At 74.9% G+C, this 22,324-nt stretch carries 21 protein-coding genes and 1 pseudogene; 10 read left to right on the forward strand and 12 right to left on the reverse strand.

Features of this window, described 5'->3' with window-relative positions; translation table 11 throughout:
- Positions 1 to 13: 13 nt before the first annotated feature.
- Positions 14 to 895: a phosphogluconate dehydrogenase C-terminal domain-containing protein gene (locus tag ACRYM2_RS01060; protein ID WP_432519235.1), complete on the reverse strand. Its 882-nt coding sequence runs from the start codon at positions 893 to 895 to the stop codon at positions 14 to 16.
- Between the two features lie 42 nt (positions 896 to 937).
- Positions 938 to 1,798, reverse strand: a complete 861-nt coding sequence (locus tag ACRYM2_RS01065) for a sugar phosphate isomerase/epimerase family protein (RefSeq protein ID WP_432519236.1) — start codon at positions 1,796 to 1,798, stop codon at positions 938 to 940.
- A gap of 218 nt (positions 1,799 to 2,016) precedes the next feature.
- Between ACRYM2_RS01065 and ACRYM2_RS01070 the strand changes: the two genes are divergently transcribed.
- Genes ACRYM2_RS01070 through ACRYM2_RS01080 form a run of 3 tightly spaced genes read left to right on the forward strand, consistent with a single transcriptional unit; the run spans position 2,017 to position 5,409 of the window.
- Positions 2,017 to 2,784 carry an SDR family NAD(P)-dependent oxidoreductase gene (locus tag ACRYM2_RS01070; protein WP_432519237.1) on the forward strand — a complete coding sequence of 256 codons (768 nt, stop codon included), beginning with the start codon at positions 2,017 to 2,019 and terminating at the stop codon, positions 2,782 to 2,784.
- Entirely contained in the window at positions 2,781 to 4,631 is a 1,851-nt protein-coding gene (locus ACRYM2_RS01075) for a D-apionate lactonase family protein (RefSeq protein WP_432519238.1), read from the forward strand. The genes ACRYM2_RS01070 and ACRYM2_RS01075 overlap by 4 nt, the downstream gene beginning before the upstream one ends.
- A gap of 4 nt (positions 4,632 to 4,635) precedes the next feature.
- Positions 4,636 to 5,409: a FadR/GntR family transcriptional regulator gene (locus tag ACRYM2_RS01080; protein ID WP_432519239.1), complete on the forward strand. Its 774-nt coding sequence runs from the start codon at positions 4,636 to 4,638 to the stop codon at positions 5,407 to 5,409.
- Between the two features lie 33 nt (positions 5,410 to 5,442).
- Here the strand turns inward: ACRYM2_RS01080 and ACRYM2_RS01085 are convergent, their stop codons facing one another.
- Together ACRYM2_RS01085 and nhaA are read right to left on the reverse strand one after the other, a co-directional pair.
- Positions 5,443 to 6,948, reverse strand: a complete 1,506-nt coding sequence (locus ACRYM2_RS01085) for a metallophosphoesterase family protein (RefSeq protein WP_432519240.1) — start codon at positions 6,946 to 6,948, stop codon at positions 5,443 to 5,445.
- A gap of 52 nt (positions 6,949 to 7,000) precedes the next feature.
- Positions 7,001 to 8,389, reverse strand: a complete 1,389-nt coding sequence (gene nhaA / locus ACRYM2_RS01090; protein WP_432519241.1) for a Na+/H+ antiporter NhaA — start codon at positions 8,387 to 8,389, stop codon at positions 7,001 to 7,003.
- Between the two features lie 318 nt (positions 8,390 to 8,707).
- On the opposite strand from nhaA, the gene ACRYM2_RS01095 reads away from it, so the two are divergent.
- Positions 8,708 to 10,099, forward strand: a complete 1,392-nt coding sequence (locus ACRYM2_RS01095) for a GntP family permease (protein ID WP_432519242.1) — start codon at positions 8,708 to 8,710, stop codon at positions 10,097 to 10,099.
- Positions 10,100 to 10,146: 47 nt separating this feature from the next.
- Here ACRYM2_RS01095 and ACRYM2_RS01100 read toward each other — a convergent pair whose 3' ends face one another.
- From ACRYM2_RS01100 to ACRYM2_RS01110, 3 genes are all read right to left on the reverse strand, one after another.
- Positions 10,147 to 10,608, reverse strand: coding sequence for a hypothetical protein (locus tag ACRYM2_RS01100; protein ID WP_432519243.1), 462 nt, complete (start codon positions 10,606 to 10,608; stop codon positions 10,147 to 10,149).
- 88 nt (positions 10,609 to 10,696) lie between these two features.
- Entirely contained in the window at positions 10,697 to 10,882 is a 186-nt protein-coding gene (locus ACRYM2_RS01105; RefSeq protein ID WP_432519244.1) for a hypothetical protein, read from the reverse strand.
- Positions 10,879 to 11,262 carry an STAS domain-containing protein gene (locus ACRYM2_RS01110; RefSeq protein ID WP_432519245.1) on the reverse strand — a complete coding sequence of 128 codons (384 nt, stop codon included), beginning with the start codon at positions 11,260 to 11,262 and terminating at the stop codon, positions 10,879 to 10,881. Before ACRYM2_RS01110 ends, ACRYM2_RS01105 begins: the two co-directional genes overlap by 4 nt.
- A 211-nt stretch (positions 11,263 to 11,473) precedes the next feature.
- Here ACRYM2_RS01110 and ACRYM2_RS01115 point away from each other — a divergent pair, with 211 nt between their 5' ends.
- Positions 11,474 to 12,244 (forward strand): winged helix-turn-helix domain-containing protein, encoded by a 771-nt coding sequence (locus ACRYM2_RS01115; protein WP_432519246.1) that lies wholly within the window; start codon positions 11,474 to 11,476, stop codon positions 12,242 to 12,244.
- Positions 12,241 to 12,822: a hypothetical protein gene (locus ACRYM2_RS01120; RefSeq protein ID WP_432519247.1), complete on the forward strand. Its 582-nt coding sequence runs from the start codon at positions 12,241 to 12,243 to the stop codon at positions 12,820 to 12,822. The genes ACRYM2_RS01115 and ACRYM2_RS01120 overlap by 4 nt, the downstream gene beginning before the upstream one ends.
- Here the strand turns inward: ACRYM2_RS01120 and ACRYM2_RS01125 are convergent.
- The 3 genes and pseudogenes from ACRYM2_RS01125 to ACRYM2_RS01135 all read right to left on the reverse strand — a co-directional run.
- Positions 12,804 to 13,319 (reverse strand): annotated as a pseudogene (locus ACRYM2_RS01125) (dihydroxyacetone kinase subunit DhaK); the annotation flags it as partial. The gene ACRYM2_RS01120 and the pseudogene ACRYM2_RS01125 sit on opposite strands and share 19 nt — an antisense overlap.
- 23 nt (positions 13,320 to 13,342) lie before the next feature.
- Positions 13,343 to 14,254 carry a sugar phosphate isomerase/epimerase family protein gene (locus ACRYM2_RS01130; RefSeq protein ID WP_432519324.1) on the reverse strand — a complete coding sequence of 304 codons (912 nt, stop codon included), beginning with the start codon at positions 14,252 to 14,254 and terminating at the stop codon, positions 13,343 to 13,345.
- A 181-nt stretch (positions 14,255 to 14,435) separates the two neighbouring features.
- On the reverse strand, positions 14,436 to 15,191 hold the full coding sequence (locus ACRYM2_RS01135; protein ID WP_432519249.1) for a GntR family transcriptional regulator: 756 nt from the start codon (positions 15,189 to 15,191) through the stop codon (positions 14,436 to 14,438).
- A 102-nt stretch (positions 15,192 to 15,293) separates the two neighbouring features.
- On the opposite strand from ACRYM2_RS01135, the gene ACRYM2_RS01140 reads away from it, so the two are divergent.
- Positions 15,294 to 16,640: a M20/M25/M40 family metallo-hydrolase gene (locus ACRYM2_RS01140; RefSeq protein ID WP_432519325.1), complete on the forward strand. Its 1,347-nt coding sequence runs from the start codon at positions 15,294 to 15,296 to the stop codon at positions 16,638 to 16,640.
- Positions 16,641 to 16,694: 54 nt separating this feature from the next.
- The gene (locus ACRYM2_RS01145; protein WP_432519250.1) at positions 16,695 to 17,501 is read left to right on the forward strand and encodes an SDR family NAD(P)-dependent oxidoreductase; all 807 of its coding nucleotides are present in this window, start codon (positions 16,695 to 16,697) and stop codon (positions 17,499 to 17,501) included.
- A gap of 60 nt (positions 17,502 to 17,561) precedes the next feature.
- Here ACRYM2_RS01145 and ACRYM2_RS01150 read toward each other — a convergent pair whose 3' ends face one another.
- Positions 17,562 to 19,352: an FAD-dependent oxidoreductase gene (locus ACRYM2_RS01150; protein ID WP_432519326.1), complete on the reverse strand. Its 1,791-nt coding sequence runs from the start codon at positions 19,350 to 19,352 to the stop codon at positions 17,562 to 17,564.
- Between the two features lie 132 nt (positions 19,353 to 19,484).
- The gene (arsB, locus tag ACRYM2_RS01155) at positions 19,485 to 20,609 is read right to left on the reverse strand and encodes an ACR3 family arsenite efflux transporter (protein WP_432519251.1); all 1,125 of its coding nucleotides are present in this window, start codon (positions 20,607 to 20,609) and stop codon (positions 19,485 to 19,487) included.
- 104 nt (positions 20,610 to 20,713) lie between these two features.
- Here arsB and ACRYM2_RS01160 point away from each other — a divergent pair, with 104 nt between their 5' ends.
- Together ACRYM2_RS01160 and ACRYM2_RS01165 are read left to right on the forward strand one after the other, a co-directional pair.
- Positions 20,714 to 21,118 carry an ArsR/SmtB family transcription factor gene (locus ACRYM2_RS01160; RefSeq protein WP_432519253.1) on the forward strand — a complete coding sequence of 135 codons (405 nt, stop codon included), beginning with the start codon at positions 20,714 to 20,716 and terminating at the stop codon, positions 21,116 to 21,118.
- A gap of 145 nt (positions 21,119 to 21,263) precedes the next feature.
- Positions 21,264 to 22,280 (forward strand): LacI family DNA-binding transcriptional regulator, encoded by a 1,017-nt coding sequence (locus ACRYM2_RS01165; RefSeq protein ID WP_432519255.1) that lies wholly within the window; start codon positions 21,264 to 21,266, stop codon positions 22,278 to 22,280.
- The last annotated feature ends 44 nt before the right edge of the window (positions 22,281 to 22,324 follow it).

Consider the following 22,324-nt stretch of genomic DNA (forward strand, 5'->3'; position numbering starts at 1 on the left):
TCGACCTCCTGGCTCAGCGCCGCACGCTGTCGATCTTGAGCATGCGCGCGATGACGGTGTCGAGCTCGTCGTCGCGGAACACCTTCTTCCAGTCGTCCCTGACGATGGACTCCCGGCCGTAGGCCATGGCGGTGTGGCAGGCCTCGGAGAAGGGGTTGGACCCGCGCAGCGCGTTGGTCAGGGCGATGCCCACGTGGCCCCACAGCATCGCCCGGGCGGCCTCGGCCGGCACACCGACGACGTTCACCGTCTCGTCGAGGGCTTCCTTGAGCAGGTCACCGACCATGCAGGCGATCGTCTCCACCAGCGTGGGTTCGAGGACGGCCAGCTGCTTGACGCTGACCCAGTGGACCCGGATCACCGGTGCGTAGATGGTGGTGATGACCTGCTCGGCCACCGCCCGCACGATCTCGTCGTCCACCTCGAGGGCCGCGACGACCTCCTGGGGGGCGGCGATGCCGCCGAAGGTGTCGGCGTACTCCTCGTCGGTGCGCCGCTCCAAGAACACCGAGGGGTGGCACGGGTGTGCCACCGCCTGGGCGACGTCGTCGCGGGAAGCCAGCAGACCGGCGTAGGCGGCGGCCGGGTCCAGCGTCAGCAGGATGGAGCCGTCCTTCATGCGCGGCACCAGGTCCTGCGAGACCGTGCCGAGCACGACGTCGGGCACGGCCAGCACGACGACGTCGGCGCCGTCGACCGCGGTGGCGCTGTCCACCACGTCGCGGCCGGCCGCTCGCACGCGCTCCTGGCCGGCGGGGGAGCTCTCGGCGTAGCGGACGGTGAAGGGGCTGCGCTGCAGGTTGCGGGAGACGCGCATGCCCATCTTGCCCCCGGCGCCGATGACCGCGACGGTCAGCGTTCCGGTGCGCGTGGTGGGGTCGGCGAGATCGGTCACGGAAGGGCTCCTCGTTCGGGGTGCTCGGGCGGTTTCGGAGGTTCAAGCGGGCCGGGTCGCCGTCAGCCGGCGCAGAGTCGAAGCGGTCCAGGAGGCCTCCGCGCGTGCGGTGCCGGCGGCGTCGCCCTGCCAGGGCAGCCAGTGCTCGGCGATGCGGCTGATTCCCCGGAGCACCGGATCCAGCGCGGTGAAGGCGGCCTCGTAGTCCAGCAGCCCCTCGCCGAGCGGAGTCCCGGTGAGGGAGAAGCCGACCCAGCCCTCGGCGCGGGTGAAGGCGAAGTCCTTCACGTGCCAGTTCCTCACGTGCGGGGCGCACCGGGCCAGCACGTCGGCGGGGTGCTCCAGGGCCGCGACCGTGTTGGCCGGGTCCAGGCAGATGCCCAGCTGCTCGCTGCCGACGGCCTCCACGAGGTCGACGAGCGCGGCGGTGGGCACCTGCTCGTAGGTCTCCAGGGCGAGGACCACCCCGGCGCGGGCGTAGCCGGGCAGGGCTGTCCGCAGCCGGCGTTCGGTCTCGGTGCGGTCGGGGCGGTCCGCTCCGGCGGTCCACATGCTGCGCACCAGCCGGGCGCCGAGGGCGTCGGCCAGCTGCAGGTAGTGCTGCAGGTGCTCGGGGCGCGTGCCGCGGGTGCCGAGTTCGAGGGTCAGGCCGAGCTCGTCGGCGGTGCGGCGCAGGTCCGCCAGTTCCGGCTCGCCCAGGTGCTCCAGGCGCGGCTCGTCGCAGATCTGGAACACCTGCGCCCCCAGGCCGGCGGCGTCGTGCAGCTGCTCGCCGATGGACATCGGCTGCTCCACGTGCTGCGAGGAGCGCCAGGAGTACGCGTAGCTCCCCGCGCCAGCACCGCTGCGCGCGCTCGCGCCGGGGGTGGCTGGTGCGGCGGTGCGGAGAGCTGCGGTGTCCACGTCGACTCCTCGGGGTTCCTGCTGCCGGCGCAGGGCGCGTGCCCGGTGCGGTCGGGCGGGTGGCGGCGGCTGTGCCGTGGCAGGAGTCTGCGACCTCCCGTTCCCATCCGTCAACCGGTTGACCGAAATGGCGCGAGCCGGTGTGATGGGGTGCAGCCACGGCCCGCCGGGTCCACCGCGGCGCTTCCACGACCCTTCGACGACGAGGACGGGCGAGCATGGGTGAGCGACTGATCGGCAAGCGCGCACTGGTGACGGGAGCGGCCTCCGGGATCGGGCGCGCGGTGGCCACCCGCTTCGCCGCCGAGGGGGCCCGCGTCGTCTTCGCCGACCGCGACCTGGACGGCGCCGAGCGGGCCGTGCACGACCTGCCCGGTGCCGTCGCCGTGCACGTGGACGTCACCGACGAGGACAGCGTGGCCGCGGCCTGCGCGCAGGTGCTCGCCGACGGCGCCGGTCTGGACGTCGTGGTCGCCAACGCAGGTGTGCAGCTCTTCGGCGCCGACGCACCCGTCGCCGACCTCGACCTGGACACCTGGCGGCGCACGCTCGAGGTGAACCTCACGGGCACGTTCCTGACCGTGAAGCACGCCGTGCGCGCCATGGCCGGGCGCACCGACGGACGGCGCGGCGGGTCGATCGTCTGCACCGGCAGCCCCACCGGCCTGAACGGCGAGGGGCACGACTTCACCGCCTACTCCACCTCCAAGGCCGGCGTGCACGGCCTGGTGCGCACCGTCGCCGCCGCCTACGCCGAGCACGGGATCCGGGTGAACACCGTGGTGCCCGGCTACACCGAGACCCCGCTGGTCACCGCGATCTCCGGCGACCAGGCCTCGCGCGCGGCGATCGTGGCCCGCACCCCGCTCGGCCGGCCCGGCACCCCCGCCGACGTGGAGGGGATCATGGTGTACCTGGCCGGCGACGAGTCGTCCTTCGCCACGGGGGCGCTCTTCCGCGTCGACGGCGGGATGACCTCGTTGTGAAGCGGCCGGACCCGGCCGCCGCCGCCTGGCTCGACGACGAGCCGGAACCCCGCACGTTCAGCGCAGGGCCCTGGTCGACCACCCTGCGCGGCACGTCGCTGGAGGACGTCTCCCACCGCGGGCGGTACCTGCTCAGCGCGCTGCGCGTGGTGGTGCGCGACCACGACTGGCGCACCGTCCCCGACCGGCTGCTCACCGCCGAGGCCACCGTGGACGAGCACCTGCGCCTGGTGCTGCGGGTGGAGCACGCGGGGCTGGACGCCGGAGTGCGCTGGTGCGGCACGCTGAGCACCGACGGCGACCGGTTGCGCTTCGTCGTCGACGGCGAGGTCACCGCTGCCTTCCGCCGCAACCGGGTCGGCCTCGTCGTCCTGCACCCCGCCGAGGTCGCCGGCCGCCCGCTGCAGGTGCTGCACCCCGACGGCTCCCGCACCGGCACCGCCTTCCCGGTCGCCATCGCCCCGCACCAGCCCGCGCGCGAGGTGGCTGGGCTGGTGTGGCCGGTGGAGGGGGCCGAGGCGGCGCTGTCCCTGGCAGGTGACGTCTTCGAGGTGGAGGACCAGCGCAACTGGACCGACGCCTCCTTCAAGACCTACAGCACTCCGCTGGACCTGCCCTTCCCCGTCGCGCTCGCACCCGGCGACCGCTTCACCCAGGCGGCCGAGCTGGTGGTCACCGAGCGCCCCGCGGGCGCCTCCGCGGCGCGCGCACCCGAGCGAGCGCCCGTGCCCGGTCGGTCCACCGGAACCCCTCCCGGTCCGCTCGCCGTCGCGCTCGCACCCACCGGCCGCGCGGTGCCGGAGCTGCAGCTGGGGGCCTGCACCGCACCGGGGGACGTCCGCGGGCCGGCCCCCTGGTGGCACGGGCCCGTCCTGGTCGAGCTCGACGCGACCGGCCGTGCCTGGCCCGGCCTCCTGGACCGGGCTCGCCGCGAAGCCGCGGGCGCCCCGCTGGACGTGCGCATCACCGCCCAGCGGCCCGAGCAGCTGGACCCCGTCCTCGCCGCGCTGCGCGCGGGAGCGGCCGAGGCCGCGGGGCCCGTCGCCCGCGTCGGCGCCTACGACACCGACGGGCACGTGACCACCCCGGCGCTGTGGCGGCGCCTGCGCGAGCGCGCCGGGGACCTGCCGCTGGTGGGCGGCACGCGCGCGCACTTCACCGAGCTCAACCGCCGCCACGGCGACCTGCCGCCCGACCTGCCCGCCCTGACCTTCTCCTCCACCCCGCAGATGCACGACACCGGGCGCCGGCAGCTGCTGGAGTCGATCCCCGTGCAGCGAGCGACCGCCGAGCAGGCGGTGCGGATCGCCACCGGCCGGCCGGTGCACGTGGGGCCGGTCACGCTGCGCCCGCGCTTCAACGCGGTGGCCACCTCCGCGCGGGTGCCCGCCGACGGGGAGGTGGCCGCCGGGGGCACCGGCCCGCAGCACGTGTGGCAGGCCGACGACCCGCGGCAGGCGAGCCGGGCCTTCGCCGCCTGGCTGCTCGCCTCCGTCCAGGCCTTCACCGTGGCCGGGGTCGCCTCGATCACCGTCGCCGAGACGCGGGGCCCCCGCGGCTTCGGCACGCTGCAGGGCGCGGCGTTCCCGGCCGCCGAACCCCTGGGCCGGTTGCGTTCGGCCGGCGGCTGGCAGGTCCTGGAGGCGCCGCTGCTGCCGGGGCTGGGCCTGGTGGCCGCCTGCCGCGGCGGGCAGGTGCTCCTGCTGGCCGCGGACCTGAGCGGCGCCGGGCAGGACCTGCTCGTGGCCGGGCGACCGGTGCGCGTACCGCCGTGGGGGAGCGTCCACCACCAGGGCGCGGCGGGTGCCGCGAGCGGGTTCCCCGCCCTCCCCGCTGGGTTAGCGTGACGCCGTGCCCGCCTTCCGAGCAGACGACCCCGCCCGCGTGGAGCTGGAGCTGCACGCCCTGCCGCGCGGCTCCGCGGTCGCCGAGGTGGCGCGGCAGATGACCTCCCTCATCGCCCGGGGCACCTTCCCCCCCGGCTCGCGCCTGCCCCCCGAGCGCCAGCTCGCCGAATCGCTGGGCGTGGGCCGCTCCGCGGTGCGCGAGGCGCTGGCCGCCCTGGAGATCCTCGGCCTGGTCAGCGTGCGCCCCGGTTCGGGCACCTACATCCGCGACAGCGCGTCCGAGCTGCTGCCCACCACCCTCAGCTGGGGGCTGATGCTCTCGGCCGAGCACACCGCGCAGCTGTCGGAGGTGCGCAGCGCGCTCGAGGTGCGCGCCGCCGTCCTGGCCGCCGCCCGCGCCGGCGAGGAGGACCTGCAGCGCCTGCGCACCCACCTGGAGGCGATGGAGGCGAGCACGCACGACCTGAGCGCCTTCGTCGAGGCCGACGCCGGTTTCCACCTGCAGCTGGCGCGCGCGGGCGGCAACGAGGTGATCGGCGACCTGCTGCAGACGGTGCGTTCGCTGCTGCGGGTCTGGGTCGAGCGCGGCCTGCGCAGCACCGAGCAGGCGCTCACGGCGTGCCGAGAGCACCGGGCGGTGTACGAGGCGATCGCCGCGCACGACCCGCAGGCCGCGCAGGCGGCCATGGACGCGCACATGCGCACCGCCGGCGACCGCGTCGAGCACGCCGACGCCCTGCCGGTGGAGGGGACCACGGGCACCGGGCGCAGTGCCTGACCGGTCCCTGCCCCCGGACCTCGAGCGCCCGCCTCAGCGCTGCTCGTCCTCCTGCTCCTGCTCCTCCTGCTCCTGCTCCTCCTGCTCGTCGTCCCCGGTCGTGGGGTAGGAGGAGGCGGGGCGGCGCTCGACGCTGACGCGCTGCTCGCCGATCCCGGCCAGGGTGATGTCGTCCACGGCCACCAGCTGCCCCGTGGCCGGGTCGAAGTGCAGCACCGACAGCTGCAGCGGGGTGGCCTCGCCGCCGTCCAGGGTGCGCAACCCCGCTCCACCGCTGGAACCCTGCGTCAGCTCCAGCGTGCCGTCGACGACGCGGTCGCGGCGTTCGTGGACGTGGCCGTCCAGGACGAGCGGGACGTGCCCGTGCAGCGGGCCGGCCATCGCCGGCTGGTGCACGAGGGCGACGTCGACGGGTTCGGGCGACCGCTCGATGGCCGCCGCCAGCTGCTGCCCGGCGCGGGTGAGGGCCTCGGCGCCCGCGCCCTGCTGCGGCTGCACCTGCTTGACCGGCGTGAAGGTCGGGTCACCGGTCCCGGCCAGGCGCAGACCGGCGACCTCCACGACGGCGCCGTCGTCCAGGACGCGCACGTTGCCCAGGGTCTCCAGGTAGGCCTGGGTCTGCGGGGAGTCGTGGTTGCCGCGGATCCACACGTAGGGCACGGGCAGGTCGTCGATGGCGGCCAGCTGGCTGTTCTCCACGCCGGTGCCGAGGTCGGTGGAGTCGCCGGTGTCCACGACGGCCTGCACGTCGTACTGCGCGACGAGCGAGCGCACCAGCGCGTACGCCTGGGGGTTGTTGTGGACGTCGGAGATCCACAGCACGCGGGTGCTCTCCTCACCCGCACCCTCGGGCAGCGTCTGCAGACGGGTGTAGAGGCCGCTGACGTCGGAGGTCAGCTGCGCCAGTCGTTCGCTGTAGGCGCCGAAGTCGGTGCGGGCGTTGCGCACCGCGCCCACCAGCGCCGGCGCCTGGGCCAGCAGCCCGGTGTAGGTGGGGCGGGTGACGGCCTGCGGGCGGGCGGTGGCCGCGGTGACGGCGCCGCTGAGCAGCAGGACGGCCAGGACCGCACCGGTGCCCAGCAGCACCGCGCGCAGGTCGCGGAAGACCAGCGCGCAGGCCACCGCGGCCGCCAGCAGCGCCACCAGGGCCGAGCGCAGCACCAGCGCGCGCACCGCCGAGCGCACCTCGCCGGGCAGCTGCCGCACCGCCTGCTCGCGCGCGGCGCTGCCCTGCAGCAGTTCGCGGGCCTGCGTCAGGTCGACCTCCTCGATGCCCACCCGCAGCCCGAAGGGTCCGGAATGGGTGTCCATCGTCAGCCGTCCCACGGGTGGCAGTGCGATCTCGGTGCCCGCGTGCGCGGTGATCGCCAAGGACACCTGCGCGGTGACCGGGCCGACGTCGCGGCGCACCCCGCCGAGCCCGACGACGGCCAGTCCCGCCGTCGTGCAGGCCAGCAGCACCACGAGCGCCCCGTGCAGCAGCCGCCGGCCCGCACGCCTATCGTCGTCGATGTCGTCTCCTCGGGTGGGTGCGCTCACCGGCCGGTCACGTCTGCCGCGCCCGGCCGTGACCGGGAGCGGTCCGCCGCTCTCAGCCGTGGTCGCGCTCGTAGACGTCGGGGATGCCGTCGGCGTCGGCGTCGACCTGCTCGGCCTCGTGCAGGCGGCGGTAGGTGCGGTTGCGCGCGCGCAGCACGAGGGTCGCCGCGGTGGCGGCCAGCAGGGAACCGGTCAGCACCGCGACCTTGACGTGCTCGTCGCGTTCGCTGCCGGCGCCGAAGGCCAGTTCCCCGATGAGCAGCGAGACGGTGAAACCGATGCCTGCGAGCAGGGAGGCGCCCAGCACGTCCCACCACGACAGGCTGGGATCCAGGCGGGCGCGGGTGAAGCGCGCCACCAGCGCGGTTGCGCCCAGGATGCCGATCGTCTTGCCCACCACCAGGGCGGCGACGATGCCCAGCGCGACGCGGTCCTGCAAGGAGGTGGCCAGGCCGCTGAGGCCGCCGACGGTGACACCGGCGGAGAAGAAGGCGAAGACGGGGACGGCCACACCGGCCGAGACCGGGCGCCAGACGTGCTCGAGGTGCTCGGCCATCCCGTGCCCGGTTCCGTGCCCGGTTCCGTGCCCGGCCTGCTGGTGACCGCTGGCAGTCGCGTCGGCCGATCGCGCTCCCAGGACGGGGACGGTGAAGCCGAGCAGGACGCCGGCGACGGTGGCGTGGATGCCGGAGGCGTGCATCAGCGTCCAGGCGGTCAGGGCCAGCGGGATCAGCAGCCACGGGGAGCGGATCCGCTTCTGCACCAGCAGGCCGAAGAGGGCGATGACGCCCAGCGCGCCCAGCAGCGGCGCCAGGGCCAGGGTGTCGGTGTAGAAGAGGGCGATGATGGTGATGGCCAGCAGGTCGTCGACCACGGCCAGGGTGAGCAGGAAGGTGCGCAGCGCGGTGGGCAGGTGGGTGCTGATGACGGCCAGCACCGCCACCGCGAAGGCGATGTCGGTGGCGGTGGGGATGGCCCAGCCGCGCAGCGCCCCACCGCCGCTGTTCCAGTTGAGGATGACGTAGAGCAGGGCGGGTGCGGCCATGCCGCCGACGGCGGCCACGACGGGGACCAGGGCGCGGTGTGGATCGCGCAGGTCGCCGGCGACGAACTCGCGCTTGAGTTCCAGGCCGGCGATGAAGAAGAAGATGGCCAGCAGCCCGTCGGCGGCCCACTGGCCCAGGGTGAGGTGCAGGTGCAGGGCGTGGGGGCCGATGGCGGTGTCGCGCAGCCCGGTGTAGGCGTCGGCCCAGGGGGAGTTGGCCCACACCAGGGCGATGAGGGTGCCCAGCAGCAGCAGGGCGCCGCCGACTGTTTCCTTGCGCAGGACGCTGCTGATGCGTCGGGTCTCCGGCCACGAACCCCGGGCGAACAACGGCGAGCTGCCGCGTGGTGCGGGAGGGGTGGGGCCTGCGGGGGGAGTCGGTGGGGTGGGGACCACGGGGACCTGCTTCCGGGTGGACGACGTGCGGGGTCGCGGGAACGACCGCCGACCAGACTTCCCGGCACACCGTGGGCCAACCTAGCGGTCGTGGCGGGCGCGCGCAGCCTCGGAGGAGGCCCCGGCGGACTGGGCGCCAGCGGCTGCACGCCGCGGCGCGACGGTCTCCACCGCGCCGGCCGGGAGGGGGGTGAGGACCAGCGCAGCCGGCCCGGCGCCGGGCGGGTCGAGGTTGCGCCCTCACCGCGGATCACGGGAGTGTGCGTGCCGGAGCGGTGACCGCCCCTCCGGACGCGTGATCGACGGGGAACACGAGCGATGGACGACTTCACCCAGACCCTCGGCGCCGGACCGCTGCTGCTCATCGCGGCTGCGGCCATCGCGCTCATCCTGGTGCTCGTCATCAGGTTCAAGGTCCACGCGTTCCTGACGCTCGTCGTGGTCTCCCTGCTGACGGCGTTCGCGACCGGACTGCCACCGGGCAGCATCGTCACCGAGGTGCTCGTGGCCAGCTTCGGCAGCACGCTGGGCTCGGTGGCCCTGCTCATCGGCCTGGGCGCCATGCTCGGCAAGCTCATCGAGCACAGCGGCGGCGCCAAGGTCCTCGCCGACCGGCTCGTGGAGGCCTTCGGCGAGCAGCGCGCCCCCTTCGCCCTCGGCATCGCCTCGCTGGCGCTGGGCTTCCCGATCTTCTTCGACGCGGGCCTGGTGGTGATGCTGCCCATCATCTTCGCCGTCGCCCGGCGCCTGGGCGGCGACAACGTCCTGCTCTACGGGATCCCGGCCGCCGCGGCGTTCTCGGTCATGCACGTGTTCGTGCCGCCGCACCCGGGCCCGGTGGCCGCCACCGAGCTGTACGGGGCGAACCTGGGGCTGGTCCTGCTCGTCGGCCTGCTCATCGCCTTCCCGCTGTGGCTGGTCTCCGGCTACGTGTGGGGCCTGCGGGTGGGGCGCAAGCACGTGCTGCCGGTGCCCGCGGTGTTCGGGGAGACCGACGACGACCAGCCGGCCGACCCGCCCTCGGTGGGCACGGTCGTGGCGATGCTGCTGCTGCCGCTGCTGCTCATCTTCCTCAACACCGGGCTGGACTTCCTCGACGGCCTCGGCGTCGTCTCCGACGAGGAGGACTGGGTCGCGGTGCTCAGCGCGGTCGGCTCCTCACCGGTGGCGCTGCTCATCTCCGTCCTCGTGGCCGCCGTGGTGCTGGGCAAGCGCCGGGGCCAGAACGGCTCCGCCATCGAGAAGACGCTCGACTCCGCGCTCGGCCCGGTCTGCTCGGTGATCCTCATCACCGGCGCCGGTGGCATGTTCGGCGGCGTCCTGCGCGCCTCGGGGATCGGCGGTGCGCTGGCCTCGACGCTGGAGGACATCGGGTTGCCGGTCATCGTCGCCGCTTACGTCATCGCCGCGATCCTGCGCCTGGCCCAGGGGTCGGCGACGGTGGCGCTGGTCACCGCGGCCGGTCTGGTGGCACCGGCCGTCGAAGCCGGCGAGTTCACCGCCCTGCAGGTGGTGTGCATCACCCTGGCCACCGCCGCGGGTTCCGTCTTCGCCGGGCACGTCAACGATTCCGGGTTCTGGCTGGTGGGGCGCCTGATGGGCATGGACGTCAAGACGACGCTGCGCACCTGGACCGTCCAGCAGGGGCTGGAGTCGGTGGCGGGCTTCGTCGTCGCGGGAGCGTTGTTCCTCGTCGCCGGCCTGTTCTGACGGCCTGATCCGCCGGCCTGATCCGGCGGCCTGCTCCGGCGGCCGGGTCAGCCGGTGCCGTCCTCGGAGGAGCCGGGCCCCGAGCGGCGGGGCGGGGCCGGTGCCGCGTCGGTGTGCAACCAGAGCAGCAGCAGCGTCGTCCCGATGCTCAGGGCGAGGACGGCCGCCGCGCTCAGCAGGGTGCTCCAGGCGATCCCCAGCCCGTTGAGCACCCACGACAGCACCATCGCCGCGATGAGCAGGCGGACCACGCTCGGCCCGGACGGGACTGCCGGTGGTGACCACGTCGAGCGCGTGGCCGGTGCGGGCCCGGTGCTCGCCGGTGGCCGGGAGGAGTCGTCGCCGGGGCGGACGGGTGCCTCGAGCAGGGCCTGGACCAGCTCCGCGCCGTCGTGGGCGGGCTGGTGGTCGCAGCTGATGTGGGTGCGCAGCTTCCGCAGGCTCGGGAAGTGCTGGGCGCACCGGTCGCAGGCGTGTCCGGTCGGTGCGGGTTCCGCTGTCGTCGACATGGTCGTCACCCTTCCTGCTCTCGTGTTCTCGGTCGGTCCAGCAGTGGCCGGGTGGCCCCCACCGCGCCCCGGCCGTCGTCCCGGACGGCTAGGGGACAGCCGGTGCCCCGGCGCGCTCGAGCAGCTCGCGCAGGTCCGCCACCCGCCCGAGGGCCAGCTCGGCGGCCTCGGTGTCGCCGCGCCGCTCGGCGGCGCGCTGCTCGGCCCTGGCCAGGCGCACCTGGGCGGTGAGCTCGGCGGTGAAGGCGGGGGCGCTGGGAGTGGTGGCGGTCATCGCGAGTTCCTCCTCGGTGCGGGCGCAGCGGCGGTGCAGCGCGCCTCGATCTCGAACAGGGGGCTGAGCCCCGTGCGGTGCAGGACGTCCACCTCGGCGCGGCCGAGCCCGCGCAGCACCACGCGTCCGCCGCGGGCCCGGCAGCAGCGCTTGGCCCGCAGCAGCAGCGCCACGACCGTCGAGGACAGGTGCTGCACCTCGCAGACGTCCACCACGAGCGTGCGGGTGCCGGCCTCCAGCGCCTCCGCCAGCTCCCGGCGCAGGGTGCCCACCCCCTGCCGCAGCCACTCCTCGCGCAGCACCAGCACGGCCGTGCCGTCGCCCGCCGCGGCCGCACCTGCGGCCGCGCTCCCGGTGCCCACCACCTCCAGCGTGCCCACGACACCTCCCGACGTCCTGCGTGCTCCGGCGCCCCTCCCCGCTCGTCGCGGGGACGTTGGCCGCCCCACCGGTCTCCCGCTGGGGCGTGCCTCCAGCATGGCGACGTCGTGTTGCGGTTCTCCGGTCGACTTCTTTGCGATCGCATGACGATCCGCGCCGCGGGCGCACCACCGGCGCCCGGGACCGTCGGGCTGCTGGCAGCATCCGGGTGTGTCCCCGCACGCGCTGGTCCTCGACGACGACGACGGCATCCGCACGTCCTTGACCCTGGCGCTGGAGGACGAGGGGTACGCGGTCACCGGCTGCGCCAGCGCCGAGGAGGCCCTGGGGGTCGTCGCGGCCGGCGCCCGGCCCCCGGCGCCCACCGGTGCGCGGCGGGAGGTGCCCGCCGCGGGTGGCCGGCACGGCCGGCCGGACGTGCTCGTGGTGGACCTCATGCTCGGTGGCATCGACGGCTTTACCTTCATCCGCCGGGTGCGCCCGATCTGCCCGGCACCCGTCATCGTGCTCTCCGCTCGGCACGACAAGAGCGACATCGTCGCCGCCCTGGAGGCCGGCGCCGACGACTACGTGACCAAGCCGTTCGACCTCGAGGAGCTGTTCGCGCGCCTGCGCGCGCTGCGGCGGCGCGCCGGCTCCGACGGCGGGCACGGCGAGGAGCGCGAGGAGGCGGTGGTGCTGGACGCCCAGGAGGGTCCCCTCGTGCTGGACTCCGCCGCCGGCACCGTGCGCCGCGGCGGGCGCGAGCTGCACCTGACGGTCACCGAGTTCCGGCTCCTGGGGGAGCTGGCGAGCGCACCGGGGCGCGTGCTCAGCCGGCAGGCGCTGCTGCAGCGGGTGTGGGACCACGGCTTCTTCGGTGACGAGCGCATCGTCGACGTCCACGTGCGACGGCTGCGCACCAAGATCGAGGCCGACCCCTCCGCGCCCCGCCTGATCACCACGGTCCGCGGGCTGGGCTACCGCCTGGACCCGCGGTGAGACCGGTCGCCCGGAGGCGCTGGCGCTCGCCGGGGTTGCGCGCCGGGGTGACGCTGTCGTTCACCGTGGGCGCCAGCGCGCTGGCGACGCTGACGGCCCTGGGCACCCACGCCCTGACCCGCGAGCACCTGCTGGACCAGCGCGAGGACAGCGCGCTGCGCCAGGCGTACGCGGACGCCTCCTCGGTGCGCGAGGGGCTGCGCACCGCCGGCCTGCCCGTCGACGACGTGCTCGCCGCGATCGCCCCGCCCAGCGGCTCGGAGCTGCTGGTCCAGCGGGCGGGCAGCTGGTACTCCACCTCCCTGGACGCCGGGGCCGCCGACGTGCCCGCGCCGCTGCGCGAGGCGGTGGAGGCGGGCAGCCCCGCCACGATGTGGACGCAGGTGCAGGGGCGGCCGGTGCTGGCCGTGGGGGTGCCGCTGCCGGCCGTGGACGCGCAGTTCTACGAGGTCGCCGACGTGCAGGAGCTGCACCGCACCCTGGGCGGGGGGGGGGGGCCGGGGGGGGGGGGGCGGCGGGGGGGGCGCGCGCCCCGCGCCCCCCCCCCCCCCCCCCCCACGACGCCGTCGAAGTCGTAGCCGGCCTCGGCGGCCGCGCCGGCGATCTTGAACGCCACGACGTCGCCGGCGATGCCGCGGCGCTGGCCGTTGGCCCCCTGGCCCTCGGAGGCGACGTCGTCGGTGACCACGATGAGCTCGGCCGGGATGCCCTCGGCGCGCAGGCGCTCGGCGGCCAGGCCGAAGTTGAGGATGTCGCCGGCGTAGTTGCCGAAGCCCAGCACGACGCCGCCGCCGCGGTTGGCGGCCTTGGCCACGTCGTAGACCCAGCGGGTGGAGGGGGAGGCGAAGACGTTGCCGCACACGGCGGCGTCCGCCAGGCCCGGGCCCACGTAGCCGGCGAAGGCCGGGTAGTGACCGGAGCCGCCGCCGGCGATCACGGCGACCTTCCCCTCCGGCGTGGCGGTGGAGCGGATCACCCCGTGCGGCACCGGCTGCACGTACTGCGAGTACAGGTCCACGAACCCGGCCATGGCGTCGTCGACGAACGAGGCCGGGTCACCGAAGATCTTCGTCATGTCGAACGGTCTCCTTCGATCGCTCAGAGGGTGCGGAACGGGGTGTACGGGGTCTGCTTGGGCAGCACGCGCCGGATGTACTCGCGGTTGGTGGCGCCCACGCTGATGCTGTCGCCGCCGTAGTGCTCGACGCAGAAGGCGCCGCGGAAGCCGGACTCCAGGGCGATGCCGATGGCCTTGCGGTAGTTGATGGTGCCGAACTCCAGCGGCGCCGGGTGCGTGCGCACCGAGCCCGTGGAGGGCTCCTCGTCGCGGTAGTAGTTCTTCAGGTGCCAGTAGTTGGTGTGCGGCAGCATCTTCGCCGCGATCTCCTCCCACGGCTCCACCGGGCGGTGCAGGCGCAGGATGTTGCCGAAGTCCGGGTTCAGGCCGACGTTGTCGTAGCCCACCTCGTGGATGAACCGCACCGCCGAGTCGGCGGTGCCGAGGTAGGTGTCCTCGTACATCTCCAGCGCGATCTGCACCCCCACCTCCTGGGCGTGCCGGGCCAGCTCCTGGATGCGGGAGACGGCGAGCGCGCGGGCCTCGTCGGAGAAGTCGTCCGAGTAGCCCGGCTCCAGCCAGAACCACAGCGCCTTCGCCTGGGCGGGGGTGAACCCGCGCATGAAGCCGAAGTTCACCAGCGGGATGCCGATGGCGGCGCACGCGTCGATGGCGCGGTGGGAGTAGGCCAGGTTCTCCTCGGCCTTCTCGTGGTCCATGACGCTGCGGCGCGAGGTCGAGAACGCCGGGATGGTCAGGCCCGCGGCGCGCACGGTGCGGGCGAACTCCTGCAGCCGCTCCGGCGACAGGTCCGCGATCCGGATCCAGGTGTCGGTGGGGTCGATGCTCGTGTAGCCGGCGTCGACCATGACCTCCAGCGTGGCGGCCCACCCCTCGGCCGGCTGGTCCTGCACCGTCGTGCCGTCGGCCAGCACGTGGGGGTGCGGCATCATCGGCACGGTGATCGGCCAGTTCTCCCGCGTCAGCACGTCGGGGTAGCCGTCGAACACGCTCGTGGTGGGCGTGCTCGGGCTGGGGGACTGCGCGTCGTCGCTCACGTCTCACTCCAGAAGTCGTCCGTCAGTGGGATTCTATAGAAAATCACGGCGCTTGGCGAGTACCTCCGCCGGCCGGTCACCCGTCCGCCGTCCCGCCCGCCTGCGCGCCCGGGCCGTCCGCCTGCGCGCCCGGGCCGTGCGGCTGGACCGCGCGGGCCAGCACCCCCTCCAGGTGCCGGCGCATGGCCGCCGCGGCCGACGCGGGGTCGCGCCGCTCGAAGGCCCGCACGATGGCCTCGTGCTCGGCCACGCTCTCGTCGGCGTCGCTGACCCGCTCCTCGACCTGGTGCAGACGCTGCACGAAGCCGCGGAAGGAGTCCAGGGTCCGTACGATGAACGGGTTGCCGGTGCCCTCGGCGACCAGCTCGTGGAAGGACCAGTCGGCCTCCAGGTAGTGCTTGAAGCCGGTGTACCCGGGGCCGGTGGGCGCCGTCCGCTGGGCCTCCACCGCCGCCCACAGCCGCCCGACGAAGGCGTCGTCGGTGCGTGCGCAGGCGCGCTCGGCGTTGCCCGGCTCCACCAGCAGGCGCACGTCGACCAGCTGGGCCAGCTCCTCGTCGCTCAGCAGCGGCGCCGCCCGGTAGCCCCGGCGCGCCGAGCGCACCACCAGCCCCGACCCCTCCAGCCGGGCCAGCGCCTCGCGCACCGGGGTCGCCGAGACCCCCAGGCGGTCGGCGAGCGCCTGGGTGCGCAGCGCCGACCCCGGCAGGAGGGTGCGGTCCATCAGCAGCTCGAGCAGGGCGTCGTGCACGGCGTCGGTGAGCCCGCGGGGGGCCTCCAGCGACCAGTCGGCCTCCGGGTCCGTCCCCGGATCCGCGCGAAGGCTCTCCATGGCACCCGGACGCTACCGCCCCGGGCACCCCGTACGGTGACGCAGGTGAGCGCGAACACCACGGGCGGGACGGGCGGGACGGGCGGCGGCGCGGGCGGCGAGGTGGTCGGCGGCGCGGGCGGCGAGGCGGTCGGCGGCGCGGGCGGCGCGGCGCAGGCGGAGGTCGTGGACCTGTGCCGGGACCTGCTGCGCATGGACACCTCCAACTACGGCGACGGCTCGGGGCCGGGCGAGCGGGTCGCGGCCGAGCACGTGGCGCAGCTGCTGCACGAGGTCGGCCTGCAGCCGGAGTACGTCGAGGGCTTCCCCGGGCGCGGCAACGTCGTCGTGCGCATCCCCGGCGACGAGCGCGGCACCGCCGAGCGCGGCGCGCTGCTGCTGCACGGGCACCTGGACGTGGTGCCGGCGCGGGCGGCGGACTGGAAGGTCGACCCGTTCTCGGGCGAGATCGCCGACGGCTGCCTGTGGGGCCGCGGCGCGGTGGACATGAAGGACATGGACGCGATGGTGCTGGCGGTCGTGCGCGACATGGCCCGCACCGGTGCCAGGCCCCCGCGCGACCTCGTCGTGGCCTTCCTGGCCGACGAGGAGGCGGCCGGGGTGCAGGGCGCCGAGTGGCTGGTGCACCACCGCCCCGAGCTCTTCGAGGGCGTCACCGAGGCCGTCAGCGAGGTCGGCGGGTTCTCCGTCGACCTCGACGGCCAGCGCGCCTACCTGCTGCAGACGGCGGAGAAGGGGCTGGCGTGGCTGCGGCTGGTGGCGCACGGGCGCGCCGGTCACGGCTCGCAGGTCGGCACCGACAACGCGGTGACGCGCCTGTGCGCGGCGGTCACGCGCATCGGTGAGCACGTGTGGCCGCTGGAGTACACCGCGACGGTGCGCGAGTTCCTCCAGGGCGTCTCGGAGATCACCGGGGTCCGCTTCGACGAGGACGACCCGTCGGCGCTGCTGGCCACGCTGGGCACGACGGCGCGCTGGGTGGGGGCGACCCTGCAGAACACGGCGAACCCGACGGTCCTGGAGGCCGGCTACAAGCACAACGTCATCCCCGGGACGGCGAGCGCCCTGGTCGACTGCCGGTTCCTGCCCGGCCGCCAGGACGAGCTGATGACCACGATCCGCGAGCTGGCGGGGGAGCGGGTCGACGTGGAGGTCGTCAACCACAGCGTCGCGCTGGAGACCGACTACGCCGCGCCGCTGGTGGACCGCATGCGCGCCGCGCTGCAGGCCGAGGACCCCGGTGCGAAGGTGCTGCCGTACTGCCTGTCCGGCGGCACCGACAACAAGTCCTTCTCCCACCTGGGCATCCGCGGCTACGGCTTCGCGCCGCTGCGGCTGCCGGCGGGCATGGACTTCGCGGGCATGTTCCACGGCGTCGACGAGCGCGTGCCCGTGGACGCGCTGGAGTTCGGCGTGCGGGTCCTGCAGCGCTTCGTCGCCACCTGCTGAGCGGTTCGCGCACGGTCCGCGCATGATCCGCGCGGATCGGGGCACGGGGACGCCATGAGCCAGAGCAGCGAGCAGACGCGTCCCTTCGCCGTCGTCACCGGCGCCTCCACCGGCATCGGCCTGGAGCTGGCCCGCCGGTTCGCCGCGGGCGGCTACGACCTCCTCGTGGCGGCCGAGGACGAGCGCATCGGCGCCGTCCCGGCCGAGCTGGCGGGCGAGGGGGCGCACGTCGAGGCCGTCCAGGTCGACCTGGCGACCGCCGAGGGGGTCGAGCGGCTGTGGACCACGGCGACCGCCGGTGGCCGGCAGGTGGACGCGGTCGCCCTGCACGCCGGGGTGGGCGTCGGCGGCGAGTTCGTCGACACCGACCTGGCCGACGAGCTGCGCATGATCGACCTCAACGTCGTCTCGTACGTGCACCTGGCCAAGCTCGCGGCACGCCCCATGGCCCAGCGCGGTTCCGGTGAGCTGCTGTTCACCTCCTCGCTGGCCGCCCGCGTCCCCGCGCCGTACCAGGCGGTCTACGGGGCGACGAAGGCGTTCGTGCAGTCGCTGGCGCAGTCGCTGCGCCAGGAGCTGGACCAGCGGGGCGTCACCGTGACGGCGTTCCTGCCCGGCCCCACCGACACCGAGTTCTTCGAGCGGGCCGGCATGGAGGACACGAAGATGGCGAACACCCGGATGAAGGACGACCCGGCGACGGTGGCCGAGCAGGCGTTCAAGGCCCTGCGCAAGGGCCGCGACCACGTCGTCACGGGCTCGCTGGGCACCAAGCTGCAGGGCGCCACGGCCAACCTGGTGCCCAACGCCCCGCTCGCCAAGGCCCAGGGCAAGCTCGCCGAACCGGGTTCGGCCGACTGACGCGGTGCTCGCGCCGGAGGCGGTGCCGGTGGCCGCACCGGCACCGCCTCCGGTCGCGGCTCACCCCCGGTGCGGTCCCTGCGGCGGCGCCGGGGAGGCCGTGCCGGCGCCGCCGGGCAGCAGGTCCGCCAGCAGGGCCTGCACGCGGGTGCGGATCTCGTCGCGCACCGCTCGGACGACCTCGATGCCCTGACCCGCGGGGTCGGTCAGCTCCCAGTCCTCGTAGCGCTTGCCCGGGTAGAACGGGCACGCGTCGCCGCAGCCCATGGTGATGACGGCGTCGGAGGCCTGCACCGCCTCCGGCGTCAGCACCTTCGGCTGCTCGCCGGCGATGTCGATGCCGACCTCGCGCATCGCCTCCACGGCGACGGGGTTGACCCGGTCGGCGGGCACCGAACCGGCGGACCGGACCTCCACGGCACCGCCCGAGAGGGCGGTCGTGAAACCGGCGGCCATCTGCGACCGGCCGGCGTTGTGCACGCAGACGAAGATCACGCTGGGCTTGTCACTCACGGGGGTCTCCTCGTTCACTGCTCTGGTGGTCGAACTGCTCGTCGGGCGGGTCGTCGGGCGTGCCGTCGGCGTCGAGGTGGAGCACACCCCGGTCCCGGGCAGGTCCAGCCGCACGTCCGCGGCCGCCCGCTCGTCGCCGGCCAGGTGCGCGGCGATGGAGCGCACCTGCTCGTAGCCGGTGGCCAGCAGGAACGTCGGGGCCCGGCCGTAGCTCTTCGTCCCCGCGATGAAAAAACCGCTCTCGGGGTGCGCGAGCACGTCGGCGCCGTGCGGGGGCACGGTGCCGCAGGAGTGCAGCTCCGGGTCGATCAGCGGCGCCAGCCGGGAGGGGGCCTCGAGAGCGGGGTCGAGGTCCAGGCGCAGCTCGCGCAGCACCGCCAGCTCGGGGCGGAAACCGGTGGCGGCGACGACGACGTCGACGACCAGGCGCTGCTCACCGGTGGGGGTCGTGGCCACCACGGTGATCCCGCTGCCGTCGGCGGCGGGTTCCAGGGCGCTGACGGTGACCTCGGTGCGCAGCTCGATGCGCCCGGACTCCACTGCCCGGCGCAGCCGGGTGCCCAGCGCGCCGCGGGCGGGCAGGCCGTCCAGGTCCCCGCCGCCGAAGGCGCGCGCCACCGACGCCCCGCGGACCGCCCACGCGGTGCGGGTGACCGGTCCGTCGGCGGGGTCCTGCTCGGCCAGGGCGACCAGGTGCAGCAGCGTGTTCGCGGCCGAGTGCCCCGCGCCCACGACGAGCGTGCGCCGGCCGGCGAAGCGCTCCCGGTCGGCACCCAGGACGTCGGGCAGCGGGCCGGCGAGGAAGGGGGCGGCCTCGGCCTCGCCGAGGACGGGCAGGCCGGAGGCGCCCAGGGGGTTGCGCTGCTCCCAGGTGCCGGAGGCGTCGACGACGGCGCGGGCGTGGTGGTCGACGACCGAGGTCCGGCCGTGGCCGTCGGTCTGCCGGACCCGCACCAGGAACGGCCGTGCGTCGTGGCCGGCGCTGCGGGTCTCGTCCAACCCCGCCCGGCTGACGGCCACGACGCGGGCGCCGGTGCGGATGCGCGGGGCGAGCTGCTCGGTGGCGGCCAGCGGCGCGAGGTACTGCTCGACGAGGTCGGCGCCGGTGGGCAGGCCCGTCGGTTCCGGGTGCTCCCAGCCGGTGGGGGCCAGCAGCCGGGCTGCGGCGGCGTCGACGTCGTAGCGCCAGGGGGAGAACAGCCGGACGTGCCCCCACGCGTGGACGGCCGCGCCCACCTGCTCGCCGGCTTCGAGCACCAGCGGTTCCAGGCCGCGCTCGAGCAGGTGCGCGGCGGCGGCCAGGCCGACCGGACCGGCACCGATGACGACGACGGGCAGCTCGGCGGTGTCCTCGGCGGTGTCCTCGGCGGGGTCCTCGGCGGTGTCCTCGGTGGCGGTGTTCACGGCAGGTGCCTCCTCAGGAGACGGAGTCGGCGGACGGGGCGAGCGGGTGCGCCCGAGCAGCGGGGTTCACCGGGCGGGGCGGGCGGGGACGGTCGGGTCACCGGGGAAGAAGCGCCGTCCGGCCCACAGGGCGACGTGGACGAGCGCCACGAGCACCGGCACCTCGATGAGCGGGCCGACGACCCCGGCCAGGGCCTGCCCGGAGGTGGCGCCGAAGGTGCCGATGGCCACCGCGATCGCCAGTTCGAAGTTGTTGCCGGTGGCGGTGAAGGACAGCGTCGAGGTCTTCGCGTAGCTGAGGCCGATCGCCGTGCCCAGCGCGAAGGAGCCGGCGAACATGGTGGCGAAGTAGGCCAGCAGCGGCAGCGCGATGCGGGCCACGTCGCCGGGCTGGGAGGTGATCGCGTCGCCCTGCAGGGCGAAGAGCACGACGATGGTGAACAGCAGCCCGTAGAGCGCGATCGGCCCGATCCTCGGCAGGAAGGTCCCCTCGTACCAGGCCCGTCCGCGGGAGCGCTCCCCGAGCGTGCGGGTGAGGAACCCGGCCACCAGCGGGATGCCCAGGAAGACGAGCACGGAGACGACGATGGCGCCGACGGAGAACTCCGCGCTCGTGGTCTCCAGGCCCAGCCAGCCGGGCAGCACCTGCAGGTAGAACCAGCCCAGCGCGGCGAAGGCGAGGATCTGGAAGACGGAGTTGACCGCCACCAGCACCGCGGCGGCCTCGCGGTCCCCGCAGGACAGGTCGTTCCAGATGAGCACCATGGCGATGCAACGCGCCAGCCCGACGATGACCAGACCGGTGCGGTGCTCGGGCTGATCGGGCAGCAGCAGCCAGGCCAGGGCGAACATCAGCGCCGGCCCGATCAGCCAGTTCAGCACCAGGGAGCTGACCATCAAGCGGCGGTCCGCGGCGATGCGGGCGGTCTCGGAGTAGCGGACCTTGGCCAGCACCGGGTACATCATCAGCAGCAGGCCGATGGCGATGGGCAGGCTGACCGAGCCGACCTCGACCGCGCCCAGGGCTTCGTCCAGGCCGGGGACGAACCGCCCGAGCAGCAGGCCCAGGGCCATGGCGGCGACGATCCACACCGACAGGAAGCGGTCCAGGACGGACAACCGGGTCAGGACCGGGGTGTCGGCTCCTCGGGGTCCCGCCGGGTGGGGGTTCTCGGCGACGAGGTCGCTCATCGGGCAGGTCCTTCCATCGACGTCTGTCGATGAACGACCCTGGCACCAGGCATCCACCCCTGTCAATATCGACAACGGTGGATGTCTGGTGGCATGCTGGCGCCATGGCCACCTCGAGCCCGCCGATCGCCGCCAGGCCCGGCGCCGCCGGTGCCGAGCCCACCGGTGCGCGCTGCGCGCCGGTGACCCGGGAGCCGCTCGGCGCCGAGGACGCGGCCGCCCTGGCCCGCACGCTGAAGGCGGTCGCCGACCCGGCGCGGCTGCGCCTGCTCTCGCTGGTGGCTGCCCACGAGGGCGGCGAGGCCTGCGTGTGCGACCTCGTCGAGCCGCTCGGGCTGAGCCAGCCCACCGTCTCGCACCACCTGAAGGTCCTCGTCGAGGCGGGCCTGCTCACCCGCGACAAGCGGGGGGTGTGGGCCTACTTCACCCTCGTCCCCGAGGCCCTCGACGCACTGGCCGGCGCACTGGCCGGCGCGCTGGCCGCTCCGGTGGCGCCCGGTCCCCGCTGACCGCGCGCCGGGTCCCGGTGCGCCGGGCGGCGGTGGCCCCGTCACCGGAACGCCGGAGCAGGGGTTCCGTGCCGGCGCCCCGGCTCTGCCAGGATGAGGCCGTGGCCCGGCCGGTCGGCCGGGGCCCCGACGGCTGGAGGCACCCGTGACGAGCCCGAGCGCCCCGACCCTGGAGTCCGTCGCCGCCCGCGCCGGCGTCTCCCGGGCGACGGCCGGACGCGTGCTGGCCGGTTACGGCCGCGTCAGCGACAGCGCCCGGGAGGCGGTGCTGCGCGCCGCCTCCGAACTGTCCTACGTGCCCAACCAGGCCGCCCGCTCCCTGGTCACCCGCCGCAGCGGGTCGATGGCCCTGGTCGTGGTCGAGCCGGTCGAGCGCTTCTTCGCCGACTCCTACTTCCCGCTGGTGCTCAACGGCGCGCAGGCGCAGCTGGCCGAGCGCGAGGTGCAGCTCGTCCTCGTGGTGCTCTCCACAGCCCGCGAGCGGGAGCGCTTCGAGCGCTACGCGCGCAGCGGGCACGTCGACGGGGCGATCCTGGTTTCGGTGCACGGGCCGGACCCGCTGCCGCAGCACCTGGTCGACGCCGGGATCCCGGTGGTGATGTCCGGCCGCCCCTTCGAGGACGGCTCCAGCGTGCCGTACGTGTCGGCCGACAACGTGGGCGGCGCCCGCACCGCCACCCGGCACCTGCTCGAGCGGGGCTGCCGGCACGTGGTGACGGTGACCGGCCCGATGGACATGCGGGTGGGCCAGGACCGCCTGGAGGGGTTCCGCACCGAGCTGCGCGCCCACCACCGCCGCTACGGCGCGCAGCTGGCGGCCAACGGGGACTTCACCGTGGTGGGCGGCCGGGCCGCCACGCAGGAGCTGCTGGCCCGCCACCCCGACCTGGACGGCATCTTCGCGGCCAACGACCTCATGGCGGCCGGTGCGCTGCAGGCCCTGGCCGCCGCCGGGCTGGCGGTGCCCGAGCGGGTGCGGGTGGTCGGCTTCGACGACGCGCCGCTGGCGGCCGCCGCCACACCGCCGCTGACGACGGTGCGCCAGCCGGTGGTGGAGATGGGCCGGGAGCTGGCGCGGATGCTGCTGCGGCTGGTCGACGGCGAGAGCGTCGAGGGGCCGGTCGTCGCGGCCACGACGCTGGTGGAGCGCGCGACCACCTGAGCCCGCCCCCGGGCGCGCTGGTGCCCGGGGCGCTCCGCGGCCGG

The sequence above is a fragment of the Kineococcus aridisoli genome (assembly GCF_050871885.1).
Classification (GTDB): Bacteria; Actinomycetota; Actinomycetes; order Actinomycetales; family Kineococcaceae; genus Kineococcus.

Bases quoted from the DNA above. Each gene is read 5' to 3' on its own strand.
- ACRYM2_RS01070 (WP_432519237.1), top strand. From the start codon at position 2,017: ATGGGTGAGCGACTGATCGGCAAGCGCGCACTGGTGACGGGAGCGGCC.
- ACRYM2_RS01095 (WP_432519242.1), top strand. From the start codon at position 8,708: ATGGACGACTTCACCCAGACCCTCGGCGCCGGACCGCTGCTGCTCATC.
- ACRYM2_RS01100 (WP_432519243.1), bottom strand. From the start codon at position 10,608: ATGTCGACGACAGCGGAACCCGCACCGACCGGACACGCCTGCGACCGG.
- ACRYM2_RS01105 (WP_432519244.1), bottom strand. From the start codon at position 10,882: ATGACCGCCACCACTCCCAGCGCCCCCGCCTTCACCGCCGAGCTCACC.
- ACRYM2_RS01130 (WP_432519324.1), bottom strand. From the start codon at position 14,254: ATGATGCCGCACCCCCACGTGCTGGCCGACGGCACGACGGTGCAGGAC.
- ACRYM2_RS01135 (WP_432519249.1), bottom strand. From the start codon at position 15,191: ATGGAGAGCCTTCGCGCGGATCCGGGGACGGACCCGGAGGCCGACTGG.
- ACRYM2_RS01145 (WP_432519250.1), top strand. From the start codon at position 16,695: ATGAGCCAGAGCAGCGAGCAGACGCGTCCCTTCGCCGTCGTCACCGGC.
- arsB (WP_432519251.1), bottom strand. From the start codon at position 20,609: ATGAGCGACCTCGTCGCCGAGAACCCCCACCCGGCGGGACCCCGAGGA.
- ACRYM2_RS01160 (WP_432519253.1), top strand. From the start codon at position 20,714: ATGGCCACCTCGAGCCCGCCGATCGCCGCCAGGCCCGGCGCCGCCGGT.